Origin of the sequence: Ideonella sp. B508-1 (assembly GCF_000333615.1) — a bacterium.
Lineage (GTDB): Bacteria > Pseudomonadota > Gammaproteobacteria > Burkholderiales > Burkholderiaceae_C > Ideonella.
In genome coordinates this window covers 13,324-29,491 of sequence record NZ_BADL01000003.1, presented here as the reverse complement: position 1 = coordinate 29,491, position 16,168 = coordinate 13,324, and the positions used below count along the sequence as shown (strand labels likewise).

Below are 16,168 nucleotides of genomic sequence, written 5' to 3'. Positions count from 1 at the left end.
GTCACAGCATGGGGGGCCCGGCGCTGCGCGCCTGGTGGCGGGCCGACGGCGGGCGCACGCCGGTGAGCGGGCTGATCACCGTGGGCACACCGCACGCGGGCACCTGGCTGGCCCGTGGGGGGCACAGCGCCAGCGCGCGGCAGATGCGACCGGGCTCGGACTGGCTGCGGCAGTTGGCCCAGGACGAGGCCCGGCTGCGCGCGGGCGACTCACAGGCGCCCTGGGTGCTGAGCGTCTTCAGCCCCTGCGACAGCATCGTGTTCCCGACCCAGGGCGCGCTGTGGCCCGGCGGTGAAGCTCTGGCGGTAGCGGGGGCCGGCCATGTGGACCTGCTCCAGCAGGGCATCGTCTTCGAAACCGTATGCCAGCGTCTGCAGGGGGTGACGGCCGAAGGGTCGGATCGCCGGTGCTGAGTGCCGCCCCGGCCGCTCATGCGCCGGTCCCGGGTGGAGCAGACCGGCAGGCCAGAGCCACAGCGGCAGCATCTCCAGCCACAGCAGCGCCCGGCCATCGGCCACCTCGGTGAACTGCCAACTGCCCAGCCACCAGGCCCAGGCGCCGAGCACGGCGGCCGCGCAGACACCGCACACCCGCCGGCCCTGCAACAGGGTCAGGCCCTGGCGCATGAAGGCGCGGCGGCAGGCCAGAAGCCCCAGGCCCGCCAGGCCCAGGTGGAGCAGCGCCGCCAGCAGGCCCCAGGCGCCACCCTGCTCCCTCAGCACTTCCAGCGGGTCCAGAGGCGGCAGGGCGCTCAGTCCGGCCGCCACGGCCAGGGCCATGGCGGCATAGAGCATGAAAGTACTGCGTTGAGCGAGTTGGGCGGACATGGTCACCTGGCGGCAAGATCGTTGCGTTCTGCAGCGGCGCGCCGCAGCTTAGCCTGACGGATGTGTCAGGCGACAGCTGAAAATCCCCCGAATGGCGCACGCGGCACCAAGCCGGGTCAGTCGTCCAGGGCTTGAAGCCAGCTCAGGGTGGCTTCCGGGGCCATGGTCAGCAGCCGGGCGATGTCGCTCACGTCATCGGGGACGGCGGGGTTGTCCCATCCGAGGCTGGTGTGGCGCGCCAGCCGAACGGCCAGAAGCACATTGCGTACCTGCGGATCGTTTTCCTTGCGGTCGTCGGTGATGTGCACCAGCAACTCCGGCAGGTGCCAGGTCTGCATCAGGGCCTGCTGCACCTCGCCCAGGGTGACATGCAGACATTGCTTCTGCACCGTGCTGCTGCGCAGCGTGCGGTCGGCTTGCTGCAGCCGCTTCATCTCCAGGGCCAGTGCCGGCGCATTCAGCCACAGCAGCATCTCGGCAAAGTCGTGCAGCAGGGCGGCCAGGTAGATCACCGCGGCGTCGTGGTCGCGCCGGTGCAGCGCGAAGGCCAGGGCGAAGCGGCCGGCCCGGTCGGCCCGGTCCAGCACCGCCTGCAGGCCGGCCAGGGCCTCGGGCTGGTCGCCCAGGTGCACGTCCACCGTGGGCTGCGGGCCGAAGGTGGCGAAGAAGGGCGTGATGCCGGTCAGCACCAGGGCTTCGCGCAGCGTCTCGGCGTCGTTGTTGCGCCGATGGCGCTGCACGGTGGCAGTGTAGGCCAGCACCTTGAGCGTCATCAGCGGGTCGCTCATCAGCTCGTCGGCCAGCATCCGCGCGTCCACGTCGTCCTGCATCTGGCGCAACTCCTCCAGCACCGCCGCGGTGTGCGGCAGCACGGGGATCTCGACCAGCTGGAAATACCGCACCCAGCCGGCCAGGTCGGACGGGTAGCGGGGCGAGGAGGGGGTGGAAGACATGGGGCGCACCAGAGGGCGTGGTCGCCTTGTTATCGGCGGCCCGGGCCGGCAGCTTGAGTGCCGGCCCGGGATGCCCCTGTTGCTCAGAGGCGATCCACCTCCAGCCTACCGATGAACTCGCCGTTCACATAGAGGGCTCCCTCGGGGGCGCCGGCCTGGCCGTGGTACTCCACGAGAGGCAGGTCGGCGGGCGGGGGCAGGCCGCGCGGGTGGCGGTCGATGGGCCGGGGGGCCACCGCCCGGGCGGCGCGCGCCAGTGCGAGGGCCAGGGCCCTCAGGCCGCGGGCGATGAGATGGCGTGCGCCCCGGTCGGGTTGGGCCAGCCCCAGCAATTGCTCGGGCGTGGCGGCGCGAAGAAGGATGCGGTGCGGGAACATGGGTCTCTCCATGGGCGCGCACCGGCTCAAGGGTGCGCGCGAAAGGGGGGCTCAGGGGCTGTGGGGGTCGGGGCGGGCGTGGGCCAGTTCACGGCGCAGCGCCTGCTGCTGCTGCTGGCGCAGGGCCTTGCCGGATCGGCGGTGCGGGCCGGCCTGGCGCATGCGCGCCGGGACAGCCACCGGATTGCGGGGGGAGCTCAGGGTCAGCTGGATCTTCATGGTCATCTCCTCGGGCCGGGTCTCGGCCATGCCGCGGCCGACCTCGGGCGCGCCAAGGCATGGCAACAGCTGTCAGGGGCGGCGCGGCCCGGCCTGCACGGGGCAGGGCCGGAACGGGCCGTTCAACGGTTCGGGAACAGGATCAGGGCCCGCACCAGACGGGCCACCAGGGTGCAATGCATCGGGGGTCCAGAAGGTGGTGGGGCCGGCCGGGGTCAACGTGGGGCCGGGGCGGGCGCGGGAACCGGCAGATCGGTTCACCCCGCAGCGCCAGATTCAGGAGTGGCAGAAGCTCGGCGCGTCCGCAAATGATAAACGTTTGATTATCTTGCGCAAGAGGCTTTTATCTTTTGCGCAACGACAAGCCCACGGTCACCCCCGGTGGGGCGTTGGGCTCAGCGTTTGCCCTTGAGCGGGGCGACGCCACGCTGGCTCTGGCGCCAGAGGTCCTTGTCGCTGGCCGGCGCCGGGGCCGGGACGGCGGCGGGACGCAGCACGCCAGGGGGCGGCGGCACCGGGCTTGCGCCGGCCGCCGTGGGGGCGGGCACCAGCACCTCGCTGAGCAGGTCCAGCAGCCGGGTGCGGGCCCGCTGGGGGTGGCGGCGGTAGTAGGTCAGCACCAGGCCGACGATGAAGCGCTCGTCGTCGTCGCGTGGCAACGGGGATTCGGCCTGGGCGTCGGCCGGCGCCGCCGTGGCGCTGGCGCCATGGGGTTCGTCCATCCAGCCGGCCGGCTTGCGGCAGTTCTGCTCGAACTGGCGGGCCAGGCGCTCGCCGATCTGGCGCGAGCGGCCCTTGATCTGGCTCCAGTAGCTGGGTTGGATCTGCAGCCGCTCGGCAAAGCGGCGTTCCAGGCCGCGCAAGGCGGCGGCATCGGCGTTCTTGACCGTGGCCTGCACGAACTCGTCGAACAACAGCAGGGCGTTGTCCAGGCGGATCGCGGCCACGTCGCGGGGGGATTCCATGGGCCGCGATGATAAAGCCCCTTGCCCTGGGCCGACCCCGGCAAGGTCAAGCCGCGGTCAGTGGGCGCTCAGCGGACGGTTGCAGGCTGACTGACGAAGCCGATCTTGCCCAGGCCGGCGCGCGAGGCGTCCGCCAGCGTCTCGGCCACGGTCCGGTAGGCCGCCGCCTCGTCGGCCCGCAGGTGGATCTCGGGCTGCGGCTGGCGCTGGCCCTGGGCCTGCAGCCGGGCCTGGGCCTCCTCGCGGCTGATCTTCTCGCCGTTCCAGTAGCGCTGGCCCTGGGCGTCGATGGAGAAGTCGATCTTGTCGGCCACCGGCGGCACGGGCTGGCTGCTGGCGCGCGGCAGGTCCAGCTTGACGGCGTGGGACATCAGCGGGGCGGTGACGATGAAGATCACCAGCAGCACCAGCATCACGTCGATCAGCGGGACCATGTTGATCTCCGCCACCGGGGCGGCGCCGCCCTTGCGGTCGAACGAGGCAAAAGCCATGTCGGTCTCCTGTGCGGTGGCTCAGGCCATGTGGCCGGCGGCCACCGGGCGCAGCGCCGGCTGGGTCTGGCGGGCGGGGGTCTGGGTGTCGGCGCCCAGGGCTTCGCCCATGGTCAGGAAGCTGTGCAGCTCGAAGGCGAAGGCGTCCAGCCGGCCGGTCAGCACCCGGTTGCCGCGGGTGAAGGCGTTGTAGGCCACCACGGCGGGGATGGCCACGGCCAGGCCGATGCCGGTCATGATCAGCGCCTCGCCCACCGGGCCGGCCACCTGGTCCAGGCTGCCCGCGCCGCCGCTGCCGATGCCCAGCAGGGCGTGGTAGATGCCCCAGACGGTGCCGAACAGGCCGATGAAGGGTGCGGTGGCGCCGACCGAGGCCAGGAAGACCTGGCCGCGCTGCAGCCGGCCGAGCACGCCGTGCAGCGCGTCGCGCAGCCGGCGGGTGTGCTGGGCCTGGGCGCTGCCGGCTTCTTCCAGCGTGCCCCGGCTGACGGGCTGGGCCGCGGCGGCGGCCAGGGGGGCCAGCAGTTGTTCCGGGTCCAGGCTGCGCAGGCGTTCCTGGCCGCCGGCCAGATCGGGTGCCTGCCAGAAGGCGGGGGTGGCCTGCGCCAGGCTGCGCTGGGCCCGGCGCAGCAGCCAGGCCTTCCAGAGGATCACCACCCAGGTGCCCACCGACATGGCCAGCAGCAGCAGGGCCACGCTGCGGCCGATGGCGTCGCTCTGCGACCAGAATTCCTGCAGGCCGTCCATGCCGATCAGAATCCCAGCACGTCGTTCATCGTGAACAGGCCGGCACCCTGCCCGGCCAGGAAGCGGGCGGCGCGCAGGCTGCCCTGGGCGTAGGTCACACGGCTGCTGCTCTTGTGGGTGATCTCGATGCGCTCACCGATGCCGGCGTACAGCACGGTGTGGTCACCCACGATGTCGCCGCCCCGCACGGTGGCGAAGCCGATGGTGGAGGGATCGCGCTCGCCGGTCACGCCTTCGCGGCCGTACACGGCGCAGGCCTTGAGGTCGCGGCCCAGGGCTTGGGCCACCACCTCGCCCATGGCCAGGGCGGTACCGCTGGGGGCGTCCACCTTGTGGCGGTGGTGGGCTTCGATGATCTCGATGTCATAGCCCTGGCTCAGCGCCCGGCTGGCCATGTCCAGCAGGCGCATCACCACGTTCACGCCCACGCTCATGTTGGGCGACATGACGATGCCGATGTCGCGCGCCGCAGCGGCGATCTCGGCCTTCTGCGCGTCGCTGAAACCGGTGGTGCCGATGACCATGCGCACGCCTTTGGCACGGCAGACCGCCAGATGGGCCAGCGTGCCTTCGGGGCGGGTGAAGTCGATCAGCACATCGGCCTGGGCCAGGCCCTGGGCCAGGTCGTCGGTGATGGCCACGCCGCTGGCCACGCCCAGCCAGCCGGTGGCGTCCAGGCCGATGGCGGGGGTTTCAGCACGGTCCAGGGCGCCGGCCAGTACGCAGTCCGGGGCGGCCTGCACGGCCTCGATCAGCATGCGGCCCATGCGGCCGCTGGCACCGGCGATGGCGATGCGCAGGGGGGCGGCGACGGGGTTCACGGAGCCTCCAGCGGAGGGTAGCTGCGATTGGCCCCTTGCGGCGCGGTGTCGGTCGGCGTCGGGGCCTTGGGCACGGGCAGTGCGGCGCGCTCTTCGTCGGTGAGCGTCAGCTTGCGCTCGGGCAAGGGCTGGCTGCGCTGGCGGGTGATCGAGGCGACGAACTCCTCTTCGGTGGGCAGTTCGGGCGCTTCGATGGATTTCACCGTGTCACCGTTGAACCAGATCACGACGGAGCGCTTCTGGGGTTCGGTGCCCTGGCGCTTGATGGTGAAGACGTAGTCCCAGCGTTCGGCATGGAAGGGGTCGGCCAGCAGGGGCGAGCCCAGCGCGTCACGCACGTCGGCGCGCGAGCTGCCGGTGTGGACCTGGGCCAGCATCTCCTTGGTGACCACATTGCCTTGCACCACCTCGACCTTGTAGGGCGTGATGACGCTGGTGATGCCCTCGCTCATGGTGCGGGAAATCAGGGTGCAGCCGCTCAGCAGGCCGGCGGCCAGCGGCAGGGCGAGTGCGACAATCCGGAAAGACAGGGGCATTACAGCGGGCCGCAGGGCGGCTGGGCAGGGGCGCGGGGCCGGAACAACCCCAGGCGTTCGCGGGAGCGCCGGGGCTGGCTATGATGCGCCGATTCTAGCGGTCCCGCCGGCCCAGTCCTGGGGCCAGGAGACACCATGACCAGCCACGTAGACGAACTCAAGAGCAGCGGCCTGAAGGCCACGCTGCCGCGCATCCGCATCCTCGAAATCTTCCAGAAGGCCCAGCAGCGGCACATGACGGCCGAGGATGTGTTCAAGGCCCTGATGGCCGAGGGGTCGGACATCGGCCTGGCCACCGTTTACCGCGTGCTGATGCAGTTCGAGCAGGCCGGCATCCTGGAGCGCAGCCACTTCGAATCGGGCAAGTCCGTCTTCGAGCTCAACGAGGGGCGCCACCACGACCATCTGGTCTGCCTGACCTGCGGCCGGGTGGAGGAATTCTTCGATCCCGAGATCGAATCACGCCAGCGGGCCATCGCCCAGCAGCATGGCTTTCAGCTGCAGGACCATGCATTGGCGCTGTATGCCAACTGCGTGAAGCCGCAGTGCGAGCACCGCAGCGCGGCCGTCAAGCATCCGGCGACTGGGCACCCATTGCCGCCTGATGACGGGCAATGAACTCCTTGTAGGTGTCGATGCCGCGCAGCTGGAGGATGGTGTTGCGCACGGCCGCCTCCACCAGCACCGCCAGGTTGCGGCCGGCGTCCACCGCGATGACCGCTTTGAGCACCGGCACGCCCAGGATGGTCTCGTGCAGGGGCTCGTAGGGCAGGCGCTCGAACTCCCGCTCCAGCGTCTCCTTGCGCACCAGGTGGACGATGAGCTTCAGGCGCATCTTGCGCCGCACGGCGGTCTCGCCAAAGATGGCCTTGATGTCCAGCAGGCCGATGCCGCGCACCTCCAGCAGGTTCATCAGCAGCTCGGGGCAGCGGCCTTCCAGCGTGTTCTGCGAGATGCGGTACAGATCCACCGCGTCATCGGCCACCAGGCCGTGGCCGCGTGAGATCAGCTCCAGACCCAGTTCGCTCTTGCCCAGGCCGGATTCGCCGGTCAGCAGCACGCCCAGGCCCAGGATGTCCATGAAGACGCCATGGCGGGTGGTGCGCTCGGCCAGGCGCTGGCTCAGTGAGGCCCGCACCACGTCGATCACATAGCCGGCCGGCTGCTCGGTCACGAAGAGCGGGATCTCGGCGCGGTCGCACAGGGCCACCAGGCGGTCCGGCGGATGCTGGCCGTCGGCCACGATGATGACCGGCGGCTCCAGGGTGACGATGCGCTGGATGCGGCGCTCCACCACGTCCGGGCCGACATTGGCGGTGAGGTAGGCCACCTCGCGCGTGCCCACCAGCTGCACCCGGTAGGGGTGGATGTAGTTCAGGTAGCCCACCAGGTCGGCGGCGGAATGGGCTTCGCGCATGGCCGCCTCGTCGAAGCGGCGCTCCGGGTGGGCATGGCCGGCGATCCACTCCCAGCGCAGGGTGGGCTGGTGTTCCTCGAACAGCGCCTCGGCGCTGATGGAGATGGCCTTCATGGGGCCCGCGTGCTCAGGCGACCGACTTCAGCGGTTCCCAGCGCTGGATCAGCTCATGCACGTCGGCGGCACTCTCGGCCGTGCGCAGCTTCTCGCGCATGTCGCGGTCCGACAGCAGCTCGGCGATCTCCGAGAGGATCTCCAGATGGCGCTGCGTGGCCGCTTCGGGCACCAGCAGGAAGATCAGCAGGCCGACCGGCTCTTCGTCCGGGGCGTCGAAGGGGATGGGCTGCTGCACGCGGATGACCGCGGCCAGCGGGTTTTTCAGGCCCTTGACCCGGCCGTGGGGCACGGCCACGCCGTGGCCCAGGCCGGTGGACCCCAGGCGCTCGCGAGCGAACAGGTTGTCGGTCACGGTCGCGCGGGCGATCGCGTGCTGGTTCTCGAACAGCAGACCGGCGTGCTCGAACGCGCGCTTTTTGCTGGTGGCTTCCACACCCACCAGCACATTGGCGGCGGGCAGGATGGCGGCAAGGCGGTTCATGGAAGGATCTCCGACAACGAGTGAGATTCGGGCGCCTCAAGCGCACGCAACAGGCCAGTCCACGCGTGCCCGACATCCGTCATCTGCACGCACAAGGGAGCGGATTATAGAAATCGGCCGCTCCCGTTGATACTTGAACGCACGGGGGAGGCCACCGGTTGTCGCACAGCTGCTGCGTCGCAGCAACAACCTTCTGAAAAGCAAAACGGCCCCGCAGGGCCGCTGGTTCAGGGAAGTGAGGGCGGGCTCACATCAAATTGGCCGCCTGACGGCGAGCCGGTTCGTGCTGATAGTCACGGATGCGGTCCTTGTGCCGGCACACCTGCCGGTCCAACTTGTCGACCAGCTGGTCGATCGCGGCGTACAGGTCCTCGTGGGACTGCTCCACGAAAATATCCCTGCCCTTCACGTGGAGAGTGATTTCTGCCTTCTGGCGTCGGGACTTTTCCTTCAGGTTCTCCACCATCAGCAGCACATTGACATCGACGACTTGGTCGAAGTGACGCGTGATGCGGTCCAGCTTGGTACGCACGTACTCGCGCAGCGCGGGGGTGACCTCCAGATGATGTCCACTGATCGTCAGGTTCATCGAGGGCTCCTTTCGGGACGGGATTGCTCAGAGACGCAGAGGCTGGCTCTGCAGGGCCGATGACGCCTCGATGACGCCATCGGTTCGACCCAGTGTGCCCATCGGCCCATGCTTTGACAAGCATGGTCAGCATGGGAAACCCCGGTTAGACTTCTCGATTGCGTGCACGACTGCACAGACCTCTGGCTGCCACCGCCGGGGACACCCTGTCTTCTTCGGAATCAGGCCCTGCGTTGTCGGTTCCCAGCCTTGCATTTCTTGAAAGAAGAGCACCCTTTGGACACACCTCACCCTCGGTGACCGTCCGCTCCAGCAGCCGATAGGCGCATGCGGCACCTTGCGTGCCGGTGGGGCGAGACGGTCTGACCCCGCCCCCGCCCGCTGTTTCAATCGCCAGCCCCTCTTCGCCCCTGGGGCCGGCCGATGCTGGAAGTCCCCATGCTCAATGTCTTCACCCTGGACAAGGGCCGCCTGAGTGGCCGTCTGCTGCAAGAAGAAATCGATTCCGCGGCCGACCTGGTCGATGTCCAGCCCATCTGGGTCGACCTGGAAGACCCCACGGCCGAGGAGATCGGCTGGATCGCGGGTCGCTTCGGCCTGCACATCCCGGGCAACATCGTCGACGATGACCTGGAGGAATCGGCCCGTTTCTACGAGGAAGACAACGGCGAGCTGCACATTCGCTCGGACTTCCTGATCGACGACGACGTCACGCCGCGCAACGTGCGGGTGGCCTTCATCCTGCACAACAACGTGCTGTTCTCGGTCCATGCCGAGGACCTGCCGGTGTTCCGCCTGCTGCGTCTGCGCGCGCGCCGCATCCCGGCCCTGATCGAAGACGCCAAGGATGTGCTGCTCAAGCTCTATGACGCCGACGCGGAATACTCCGCCGATGCGCTGGAAGGCATCTACGACGCGCTGGAGCAGGTCTCGGCCCGCGTCCTCAAGCAGGACGTGGACGATGCCGCCGCTGGCCTGGCCCTGACCGCCATCGCCAAGGAGGAGGACCTGAACGGCCGCATCCGACGCAACGTGATGGACACCCGCCGCGCGGTGAGCTTCATGATGCGCAGCCGCATGCTCAATGCCGAGCAGTTCGAAGAGGCGCGGCAGATCCTGCGCGACATCGACTCGCTGGACAGCCACACCGCCTTCCTGTTCGACAAGATCAACTTCCTGATGGACGCCACCGTCGGCTTCATCAACATCAACCAGAACAAGATCATCAAGATCTTCTCCGTGGCCTCGGTGGCCCTGCTGCCGCCCACGCTGATCGCCAGCATCTACGGCATGAATTTCCAAGCACATGCCCGAGCTGCAGCAGCCCTGGGGCTATCCCTTCGCCCTGGTGCTGATGGTGGCCTCGGTGGCTGCGCCGCTGCTGTACTTCCGGCGCAAGGGTTGGATGCGGTGAGCCTGACCCGCCGCCCCCGCGCCCTCACGCTGGACCTGGATGACACGCTCTGGCCGGTCTGGCCGGCCATCGAGCGAGCCGAGGCGGTGCTGCACGACTGGCTGAAGGCCCATGCACCGGCCACGGCGGCCGCCTTCGACACCGCGGCCCTGCGGGCCGTGCGCGAGGCCGTGGGGCGCGAGCATCCCGAGCAGGCCCATGACCTGAGCTGGCTGCGCCAGACCAGCATCGCCCGGGCCCTGGCCCACAGCGGCGAAGACCCGGCGCTGGCCGAGCCCGCCTTCGCGCTGTTCATGGACCACCGTCAGCGTGTGGATCTGTTTCCCGACGTGGCCGAGGCCCTGGCGCGGCTGTCGGCGGCCTTTCCGGTGCTGGCGCTGACCAATGGCAACGCCGATCTGGCCCGCATCGGCCTGGGCGCGCATTTCGTGGGCACGCTGGGCGCACGCAGCTTCGGCCTGGGCAAGCCCCACGCCGCCTTCTTCCATGCGGCCTGTGCGCAACTGGGCTGCGCCCCGCACGAGGTGCTGCACATCGGCGACGACTGGGCCCTGGACATCGAGGGCGCCCACGCGGCCGGCCTGCCCAGCGCCTGGGTCTGCCGGCAGGCGGCGGCTCAGCCACCCGCGGGCGCGCAAGCCCGCCCCTGGCGGGTGGTGGCCGATCTGACCGCCCTGGCCGACGCACTGGACGCCTTGCCGCGCTGAACACGGCAAAGCCGCACCGATCGGTGCGGAAGGCGAATGTTGGGGGGAATGCGGGCAGAAAAGAAGAAAGCCGCGCAGCGCCTGAGTGCAACAGGGAGGGAGGAGGAGAGGCACTCCAGGCAACAGCCGGGAAGACCCGACAGGCTGCGCGGCTTTAAGAAGACGGCTCCGGGCACCACTGCACCGGAACCGGGGCGGGCGCCGAAGCGCCACAACCCAACCCACGTCAGGTCTGAGGACCGTTCCCCGGGAAAGTTCCACGCCCTTGCATTTCTCTGTGTAAACGCGGCATGAGACACTGTCGCCCCTGTCCCTGATCCGCATCAAGAAACGAGGAGATTGCCCCGATGTTGTTCCCCGAACTGTTCAAGCAGCTGGAAGCTGTTCGCTGGAACATGGCCACGGACATCCCCTGGGACCGCTTCGATGCCAGTCTGCTCAGCGAGGAGCAGGCCCAGACGATCAAGATGAACGCCATCACCGAGTGGGCGGCCCTGCCGGCCACCGAGATGTTCCTGCGCGACAACCAGGACGACTCCGACTTCTCGGCCTTCATGAGCGTCTGGTTCTTCGAGGAACAGAAGCACTCGCTGGTGCTGATGGAGTACCTGCGCCGCTTCCGTCCGGACCTGGTGCCCACCGAGGAAGAGCTGCACGAGGTGCGCTTCGAGTTCGACCCGGCGCCCGCGCTGGAAACCCTGATGCTGCACTTCTGCGGCGAGATCCGCCTGAACCACTGGTACCGCCGGGCCGCCGAATGGCACACCGAGCCGGTGATCAAGGCCATCTACGAGACCCTGTCCAAGGACGAGGCCCGCCATGGCGGCGCCTACCTGCGCTACATGAAGCGCGCGATGAACAAGTTCGGTGACGAGGCCCGCGCGGCCTTTGCCAAGGTGGGCGTGCTGATGGCCAGCGCCCGCCGCACCGCCCAGGCCCTGCACCCCACCAACCTGCACGTCAACGAGAAGCTCTTCCCGCGCGACACCGTGCAGAGCCGCCTGCCCAACCCGGACTGGCTGGAGCACTGGCTGGACCAGCAGATCCAGTTCGACGCCGTGTGGGAGAACAAGGTGGTCGAGCGCATCCTGCACAACATGAGTCTGTTGATGGAGCGCAGCTTCGCCTCGGTACAGGAACTCAACCGTTTCCGCAAGGAAGTCACCCAGAAGCTGGCGGCCGTGACGGCCGGCCAGGTCAAGCCGGCCTGATCAGGACGGGGCCGACGACGACGGTGCGGCCGGCGCCGGTCGGCTCACCAGCGCGATGCCGATGGCCACCGCCGCCAGTGCCAGCAGGATGCGCGGCGTGGCCGGCTCGCCCAGCAGCAGCACCCCCGCCAGCAGGCCGAACACCGGTGTGAGCAGGGTGAAGGCCGAGATCTTGGTGGCCGGGTAGTGCCGCATCAGCCAGAACCACAACAGGTAGCTGGCAAAGGTGACGATCACCGTCTGGAAGCCCAGGGCGGCCCAGGACAGCGCGTGGATCTGCGCCGGCCAGGCCTCGCCCCTCCAGGCCGAGGCCGCCAGCAGCGCCACCGCCGAGACCGCCAGCTGGCTCATCAGCGTCTGTTCGGCGCTGGCGCGTGACAGCGCGGTGGCCCGGATGGCCAGCGTGGTGCCGCCCCACAGCACCGCGCCCAGCACGCCCATCGCGTCGCCCAGCAGCTGGTGCGGGCCGCCATGGCCGCTTTCGCTGAAGGCGCCGGCCACGCCGGCAAAGGCCAGCAGCAGGCCGGCCATCTGCGCACGGCCCAGGCGCTCGCCCGGGGCGATCAGCGGCATGCCCAGGGCCACCACGAAGGGCGAGAGGTAGACGAACACCACCATGCGTGAGGCGCTGGTGTACTGCAGGCCCGAGAAGTAGACGCCGAACTCGGCGGCGAACAGCAGCCCCGTCAGCAGGCTGGGCCACAGCGTCTCCCGCGTGGGGGCCACGGGCAGCCGGCGCCAGCGCGCCCACAGGGCCAGCAGCAGGGCCGCGCCCAGCGAACGCAGGCCGGCCTGGGCCAGCGGCGGGAAGTCGGACAGCGCCACCTTCACGGCGGCCTGGTTCAGGCCCCAGACGGCGGAGCAGCCCACGAGGCAGAGGACCGCCAGGCGGTCGAGGTGCAGGTGTCGGTCGGTCATCGTGTGGAGAAAGGGGGCCGGTGGCGGTGACGGCGCAGCAGCAGGGCGCCGCACAGCCAGCCGACCAGGGTGCCGCTCACGTGCGAGAGCGGCGCCAGCGGGAAATCCCAGCCGGCCACGGCGTGGGCCGGGCCGGTCCAGGCATGTTCGGACAGCAGCTTGAGGACCAGGCCGGCGGCCAGGGCCAGACCCAGGCGCCGGTCACGCGCCGGCCCCTGCAGCAGCCAGACATCCAGCACCGCGATGCCGGCATGCAGCACGCCCGAAAGGCCGGCGTAATGCGCTAGGCCGGGCTGCAGCAGCAGGCCCAGCTGGGTCAGCGGCCAGGCCAGGGCCCAGGCCCCGGTGGCGCGCGGGCCCAGGCCGGCCCGCCAGCCCAGCCAGGCCAGCAGGGCGCAGCCCGCCAGGTTCATCTGCAGGTGCTGGGGGCTCCAGTGGGCGCCCGCGGCGGTCCACCAGCGCCAGGGCTGGGCGAAGGCCAGGGCCGGCTGCCAGTCCCAGCGCGGGTCGGGCCAGGCGCTGCTGCCGGCTTGCAGGGCCAGGGCGAACAGAGCCAGGCCGACCGCGAACAGCGGCCAGCTCAGGCGGAGCAGGAGGCGATGGCGGTGCAACCCCACGCGCGCCGAGCCCTCAGCGGCCGAACACGGCCTGCCAGAGGGCCAGCACGGCGGCGCGCTCGGTGGCCAGCTGCTCGGGCGGGAACTGGGTGGCCTGCTCGTTCAGGCGGGCCCGGTGCTGGGCCCGGCGAAGCTCGCGGTAGGCATCGGCCGCCGCATGGCCCACCCCGGCGGGCAGCAGGCCGGCGGCCTCGGCCCGCTGCAGCAGCGCGATGTTGCCGGCGTTGTCCTGCAGCTCGGGGTGGCGGCCGCTGTGGGCCAGCACCAGGTACTGCACGCAAAACTCCACGTCCATCATGCCGCCGGCGCTGTGCTTGACGTCGAACAGCCCGCCCCGCTCGGGGTGGGCCGCGCGCACCTTCTCGCGCATGGCCGTCACCTCGCCCTGCAGGGCCTGCGCATCACGCTCGGCGCTGATGACCGCGCGCCGCGTGGCCTCGAAGCGCTCGGCCAGGTGCTGGCTGCCGGCGCACCAGCGGGCCCGGGTGATGGCCTGGTGTTCCCAGGTCCAGGCGGTGTTGCTGCCGCGGCCACGCTGGTATTTGTCGAAGGCGGCGGCCGAGGTCACCAGCAGGCCAGCGCCGCCGTTGGGGCGCAGCGCGGTGTCGATCTCGAACAGCTCGCCGGCGGCGGTGCGCAGGGTCAGCCAGGCGATCAGCTTGCGCACGAAGGCGGCGTAGACCTCCTGCGCGCGGTCGGCATCGGGCTCGGCATCGTCGTCGTAGAGGAAGACCACGTCCAGATCGCTGCCGTAGCCCAGCTCCAGCCCGCCCAGCTTGCCGTAGGCGATCACCGCGAACTGCGGCTCGTCGCGGTGGCGCTGCTTCAGGTGGGCCCAGGCCCAGCGGATGCAGCAGTCCACGATGGCGTCGGCCAGGGCCGAGAGGTCGTCGCTGGCCTGCTCGATGGTGATGCGCTGCTCCACGTCGCGCACCAGGGTGCGGAAGGTCTCGGCGTGGTGGGCGCGGCGCAGGGTGTCCAGCAGCTCGCCTTCGTCAGCCTCACCGGCCCGCACCCAGGCGGTGTGGCGCTCGTCCAGGTCGCTGGTGAAGGCCGCGCGGTCGAAGCGCTCGGCGATCTGGCGTTCGTCGGCCAGTTCGTCGATCACCGCGGGGTGCTGCATGAGGTAGCGCATCGGCCAGCGGGCCAGACCCAGCAGGCGCATCAGGCGCTGCTGCACATTGGGCCGCTCCACCAGCAGGGCCAGGTAGCTTTCGCGGCGCAGCAGGGGTTCCAGCCAGTCGATGAAATGCTCGACCGCCTGCTGCGTGCACAGGCCCTCGCTGGCGCCATGGGCGGCCCGCAGCACCAGTTTGCCCAGGCGCAGCCGGCTTTCCTCGCGCAGGCTCTGCATCCTCGGGTGGGCCGCCAGGGCCTTCACCCGCGGCAGCAGCGCGGGTGGCAGCTTTTCCCACAGCCGTTCGCTGTCGATGGGCAGTGGCACGCCGCAGCCCTTGCCGCGGCAGGTCGCGCCGCCGCCCTGGCTGTTCTGTAGCAGGGCGTCGAACTCGGTGGCCACCAGCTCGCGCACCTCGCACAGCCGGTCCAGCAGCTCGCAGGCGTCGGCCGTGCACACCAGGCACAGGCTGCCGGCGATCCAGCCCAGGTCGGCATCGGTGGTGGGCAGCAGATGGGTCTGCTGGTCGTCCAGGTACTGGATGCGGTGCTCCACCTGGCGCAGGAAGACGTAGGCCTTGGCCAGGGCCTGGGCCGTCTCGGGCTTCATCAGCCCGCCGGCGGCCAGCTTCTGCAGGCCCTTGAGCGTGGCGCGGGTGCGGATCTCCGGGTACTGGCCGCCGCGCACCACCTGCAGCAGCTGGACGATGAACTCGATCTCGCGGATGCCCCCGCGCGAGAGCTTGACGTCGTTGGCCCGCTCGGGCCGGCCGGCGGCGCGGCGCTGGGCCTCTTCGCGGATCTTGCGGTGCAGCTGGCGCAGGCCTTCGAAGACGCCGTAGTCCAGGTACTTGCGATAGACGAAGGGCGTGACCAGGGCGCGCAGGGCCAGCGGCCGGCCGCTGGCCACGCTGTCCAGCGGCGCCACGACCCGGCTCTTGAGCCAGGCGAAGCGCTCCCATTCGCGGCCCTGGACGAAGAAGTACTCCTCCAGCATGGCCAGGCTGACGACCGAGGGGCCGGAGTTGCCATTCGGGCGCAGGGCCAGGTCCACCCGGAAGACGAAACCGTCGTCGGTGACGTCGCCGATCAGGGTGTAGAGCTTCTTGGCCACCAGGGCGAAGTACTCGTGGGCCGAGATGGGCACCGCGCCGTCGGTCTCGCCGTCGTCCTCGTAGACGTAGATCAGGTCGATGTCCGAGGAGACATTGAGCTCGCGGGCGCCGAGCTTGCCCATGCCTACGATCCAGAAGTCGATGACCTCGCCGGCCTCGTTGCGCGGCAGGCCGTGGCGCTCGGCCGCCTCGCTGCGGGCCGCGGTCAGGGCGCGCTCCAGCGTGGCCTCGGCCAGCGCGGTCATGGTGCCGGTGACGTGTTCCAGCGGCGCGCGCTGCTCCACGTCCAACGCCACCAGGCGCTCGACCACCAGCTGCCGGGCCACCCGCAGCGCGCTGGGCAGGGCGCGTCCGCGCGTCGCCAGTTTGTCGATCAGCGCCAGGATGGCAGCGCGGTCCGGCACGCCCGCGGGCAGCAGCGGCAGCTCGTCGGCATAGCGCCGGCGGATGCGCTGCACGAACCGGCTGTGGGCCGCTTCGGCGCGGCAGGGCGGCGTCACAGGTTGTAAGGCACTCATCAGACCGCCAGG

The 16,168-nt window shown here is 70.1% G+C and carries 19 protein-coding genes and 1 pseudogene; 4 read left to right on the top strand and 16 right to left on the bottom strand.

Features of this window, described 5'->3' with window-relative positions:
• Window position 1: 1 nt before the first annotated feature.
• From I73_RS32040 to I73_RS00250, 10 genes are all read right to left on the bottom strand, one after another.
• The gene (locus I73_RS32040) at window positions 2-256 is read right to left on the bottom strand and encodes a hypothetical protein (protein WP_022978793.1); all 255 of its coding nucleotides are present in this window, start codon (window positions 254-256) and stop codon (window positions 2-4) included.
• A complete protein-coding gene (locus I73_RS00290) occupies window positions 210-827 on the bottom strand; it encodes a hypothetical protein (RefSeq protein WP_148289633.1) in 618 nt (205 codons plus the stop codon). Before I73_RS00290 ends, I73_RS32040 begins: the two co-directional genes overlap by 47 nt.
• Before the next feature lie 116 nt (window positions 828-943).
• Window positions 944-1,780 carry an HDOD domain-containing protein gene (locus tag I73_RS00285; RefSeq protein ID WP_022978791.1) on the bottom strand — a complete coding sequence of 279 codons (837 nt, stop codon included), beginning with the start codon at window positions 1,778-1,780 and terminating at the stop codon, window positions 944-946.
• A gap of 83 nt (window positions 1,781-1,863) precedes the next feature.
• Window positions 1,864-2,157, bottom strand: a complete 294-nt coding sequence (locus I73_RS00280; RefSeq protein WP_022978790.1) for a hypothetical protein — start codon at window positions 2,155-2,157, stop codon at window positions 1,864-1,866.
• A 51-nt stretch (window positions 2,158-2,208) separates the two neighbouring features.
• On the bottom strand, window positions 2,209-2,406 hold the full coding sequence (locus tag I73_RS00275) for a hypothetical protein (RefSeq protein WP_022978789.1): 198 nt from the start codon (window positions 2,404-2,406) through the stop codon (window positions 2,209-2,211).
• A 365-nt stretch (window positions 2,407-2,771) separates the two neighbouring features.
• Entirely contained in the window at window positions 2,772-3,341 is a 570-nt protein-coding gene (locus tag I73_RS25105) for a hypothetical protein (protein ID WP_022978788.1), read from the bottom strand.
• Between the two features lie 68 nt (window positions 3,342-3,409).
• Entirely contained in the window at window positions 3,410-3,832 is a 423-nt protein-coding gene (locus tag I73_RS00265; protein WP_022978787.1) for a biopolymer transporter ExbD, read from the bottom strand.
• A 21-nt stretch (window positions 3,833-3,853) separates the two neighbouring features.
• A complete protein-coding gene (locus I73_RS25100; protein ID WP_022978786.1) occupies window positions 3,854-4,579 on the bottom strand; it encodes a MotA/TolQ/ExbB proton channel family protein in 726 nt (241 codons plus the stop codon).
• A 5-nt stretch (window positions 4,580-4,584) separates the two neighbouring features.
• Window positions 4,585-5,400, bottom strand: coding sequence for a 4-hydroxy-tetrahydrodipicolinate reductase (gene dapB, locus I73_RS00255; protein ID WP_022978785.1), 816 nt, complete (start codon window positions 5,398-5,400; stop codon window positions 4,585-4,587).
• Window positions 5,397-5,936: an outer membrane protein assembly factor BamE gene (locus I73_RS00250; RefSeq protein ID WP_022978784.1), complete on the bottom strand. Its 540-nt coding sequence runs from the start codon at window positions 5,934-5,936 to the stop codon at window positions 5,397-5,399. Before I73_RS00250 ends, dapB begins: the two co-directional genes overlap by 4 nt.
• 135 nt (window positions 5,937-6,071) lie before the next feature.
• Between I73_RS00250 and fur the strand changes: the two genes are divergently transcribed.
• Complete coding sequence (gene fur, locus I73_RS25095) at window positions 6,072-6,554, top strand: ferric iron uptake transcriptional regulator (protein WP_022978783.1); 483 nt, start codon at window positions 6,072-6,074, stop codon at window positions 6,552-6,554.
• Here fur and hprK read toward each other — a convergent pair.
• The 3 genes from hprK to hpf all read right to left on the bottom strand — a co-directional run bounded on the left by hprK (window position 6,505) and on the right by hpf (window position 8,540).
• Window positions 6,505-7,467 carry an HPr(Ser) kinase/phosphatase gene (gene hprK / locus I73_RS00240; RefSeq protein WP_022978782.1) on the bottom strand — a complete coding sequence of 321 codons (963 nt, stop codon included), beginning with the start codon at window positions 7,465-7,467 and terminating at the stop codon, window positions 6,505-6,507. The two genes, fur and hprK, sit on opposite strands and share 50 nt — an antisense overlap.
• A 13-nt stretch (window positions 7,468-7,480) precedes the next feature.
• Window positions 7,481-7,951 carry a PTS sugar transporter subunit IIA gene (locus I73_RS00235; protein ID WP_022978781.1) on the bottom strand — a complete coding sequence of 157 codons (471 nt, stop codon included), beginning with the start codon at window positions 7,949-7,951 and terminating at the stop codon, window positions 7,481-7,483.
• A gap of 247 nt (window positions 7,952-8,198) precedes the next feature.
• Complete coding sequence (gene hpf / locus I73_RS00230) at window positions 8,199-8,540, bottom strand: ribosome hibernation-promoting factor, HPF/YfiA family (protein WP_022978780.1); 342 nt, start codon at window positions 8,538-8,540, stop codon at window positions 8,199-8,201.
• A 438-nt stretch (window positions 8,541-8,978) separates the two neighbouring features.
• Here hpf and corA point away from each other — a divergent pair.
• The 3 genes and pseudogenes from corA to I73_RS00215 all read left to right on the top strand — a co-directional run bounded on the left by corA (window position 8,979) and on the right by I73_RS00215 (window position 11,872).
• Window positions 8,979-9,954, top strand: a pseudogene (corA, locus tag I73_RS33580) (magnesium/cobalt transporter CorA).
• Entirely contained in the window at window positions 9,951-10,661 is a 711-nt protein-coding gene (locus I73_RS33575; protein ID WP_026096128.1) for an HAD family hydrolase, read from the top strand. Before corA ends, I73_RS33575 begins: the two are co-directional and overlap by 4 nt.
• 347 nt (window positions 10,662-11,008) lie before the next feature.
• The gene (locus I73_RS00215) at window positions 11,009-11,872 is read left to right on the top strand and encodes a ferritin (protein ID WP_022978778.1); all 864 of its coding nucleotides are present in this window, start codon (window positions 11,009-11,011) and stop codon (window positions 11,870-11,872) included.
• Here I73_RS00215 and I73_RS25085 read toward each other — a convergent pair whose 3' ends face one another.
• Genes I73_RS25085 through glnE form a run of 3 tightly spaced genes read right to left on the bottom strand, consistent with a single transcriptional unit; the run spans window position 11,873 to window position 16,156 of the window.
• Complete coding sequence (locus I73_RS25085) at window positions 11,873-12,790, bottom strand: DMT family transporter (protein ID WP_022978777.1); 918 nt, start codon at window positions 12,788-12,790, stop codon at window positions 11,873-11,875. It abuts the gene before it with no gap.
• Complete coding sequence (locus I73_RS30570) at window positions 12,787-13,407, bottom strand: hypothetical protein (protein ID WP_148289632.1); 621 nt, start codon at window positions 13,405-13,407, stop codon at window positions 12,787-12,789. Before I73_RS30570 ends, I73_RS25085 begins: the two co-directional genes overlap by 4 nt.
• Window positions 13,408-13,420: 13 nt before the next feature.
• Window positions 13,421-16,156 (bottom strand): bifunctional [glutamate--ammonia ligase]-adenylyl-L-tyrosine phosphorylase/[glutamate--ammonia-ligase] adenylyltransferase, encoded by a 2,736-nt coding sequence (gene glnE / locus I73_RS00200; protein ID WP_026096127.1) that lies wholly within the window; start codon window positions 16,154-16,156, stop codon window positions 13,421-13,423.
• Window positions 16,157-16,168: the final 12 nt, after the last annotated feature.

Bases quoted from the DNA above. Each gene is read 5' to 3' on its own strand.
- I73_RS00275 (WP_022978789.1), bottom strand. From the start codon at position 2,406: ATGGCCGAGACCCGGCCCGAGGAGATGACCATGAAGATCCAGCTGACC.
- I73_RS00280 (WP_022978790.1), bottom strand. From the start codon at position 2,157: ATGTTCCCGCACCGCATCCTTCTTCGCGCCGCCACGCCCGAGCAATTG.
- I73_RS00265 (WP_022978787.1), bottom strand. From the start codon at position 3,832: ATGGCTTTTGCCTCGTTCGACCGCAAGGGCGGCGCCGCCCCGGTGGCG.
- I73_RS00290 (WP_148289633.1), bottom strand. From the start codon at position 827: ATGTCCGCCCAACTCGCTCAACGCAGTACTTTCATGCTCTATGCCGCC.
- fur (WP_022978783.1), top strand. From the start codon at position 6,072: ATGACCAGCCACGTAGACGAACTCAAGAGCAGCGGCCTGAAGGCCACG.
- glnE (WP_026096127.1), bottom strand. From the start codon at position 16,156: ATGAGTGCCTTACAACCTGTGACGCCGCCCTGCCGCGCCGAAGCGGCC.
- hpf (WP_022978780.1), bottom strand. From the start codon at position 8,540: ATGAACCTGACGATCAGTGGACATCATCTGGAGGTCACCCCCGCGCTG.
- I73_RS00215 (WP_022978778.1), top strand. From the start codon at position 11,009: ATGTTGTTCCCCGAACTGTTCAAGCAGCTGGAAGCTGTTCGCTGGAAC.
- I73_RS00250 (WP_022978784.1), bottom strand. From the start codon at position 5,936: ATGCCCCTGTCTTTCCGGATTGTCGCACTCGCCCTGCCGCTGGCCGCC.
- hprK (WP_022978782.1), bottom strand. From the start codon at position 7,467: ATGAAGGCCATCTCCATCAGCGCCGAGGCGCTGTTCGAGGAACACCAG.
- I73_RS00235 (WP_022978781.1), bottom strand. From the start codon at position 7,951: ATGAACCGCCTTGCCGCCATCCTGCCCGCCGCCAATGTGCTGGTGGGT.
- I73_RS32040 (WP_022978793.1), bottom strand. From the start codon at position 256: ATGCTGTCGCAGGGGCTGAAGACGCTCAGCACCCAGGGCGCCTGTGAG.
- I73_RS25100 (WP_022978786.1), bottom strand. From the start codon at position 4,579: ATGGACGGCCTGCAGGAATTCTGGTCGCAGAGCGACGCCATCGGCCGC.
- I73_RS00285 (WP_022978791.1), bottom strand. From the start codon at position 1,780: ATGTCTTCCACCCCCTCCTCGCCCCGCTACCCGTCCGACCTGGCCGGC.
- I73_RS25105 (WP_022978788.1), bottom strand. From the start codon at position 3,341: ATGGAATCCCCCCGCGACGTGGCCGCGATCCGCCTGGACAACGCCCTG.
- I73_RS25085 (WP_022978777.1), bottom strand. From the start codon at position 12,790: ATGACCGACCGACACCTGCACCTCGACCGCCTGGCGGTCCTCTGCCTC.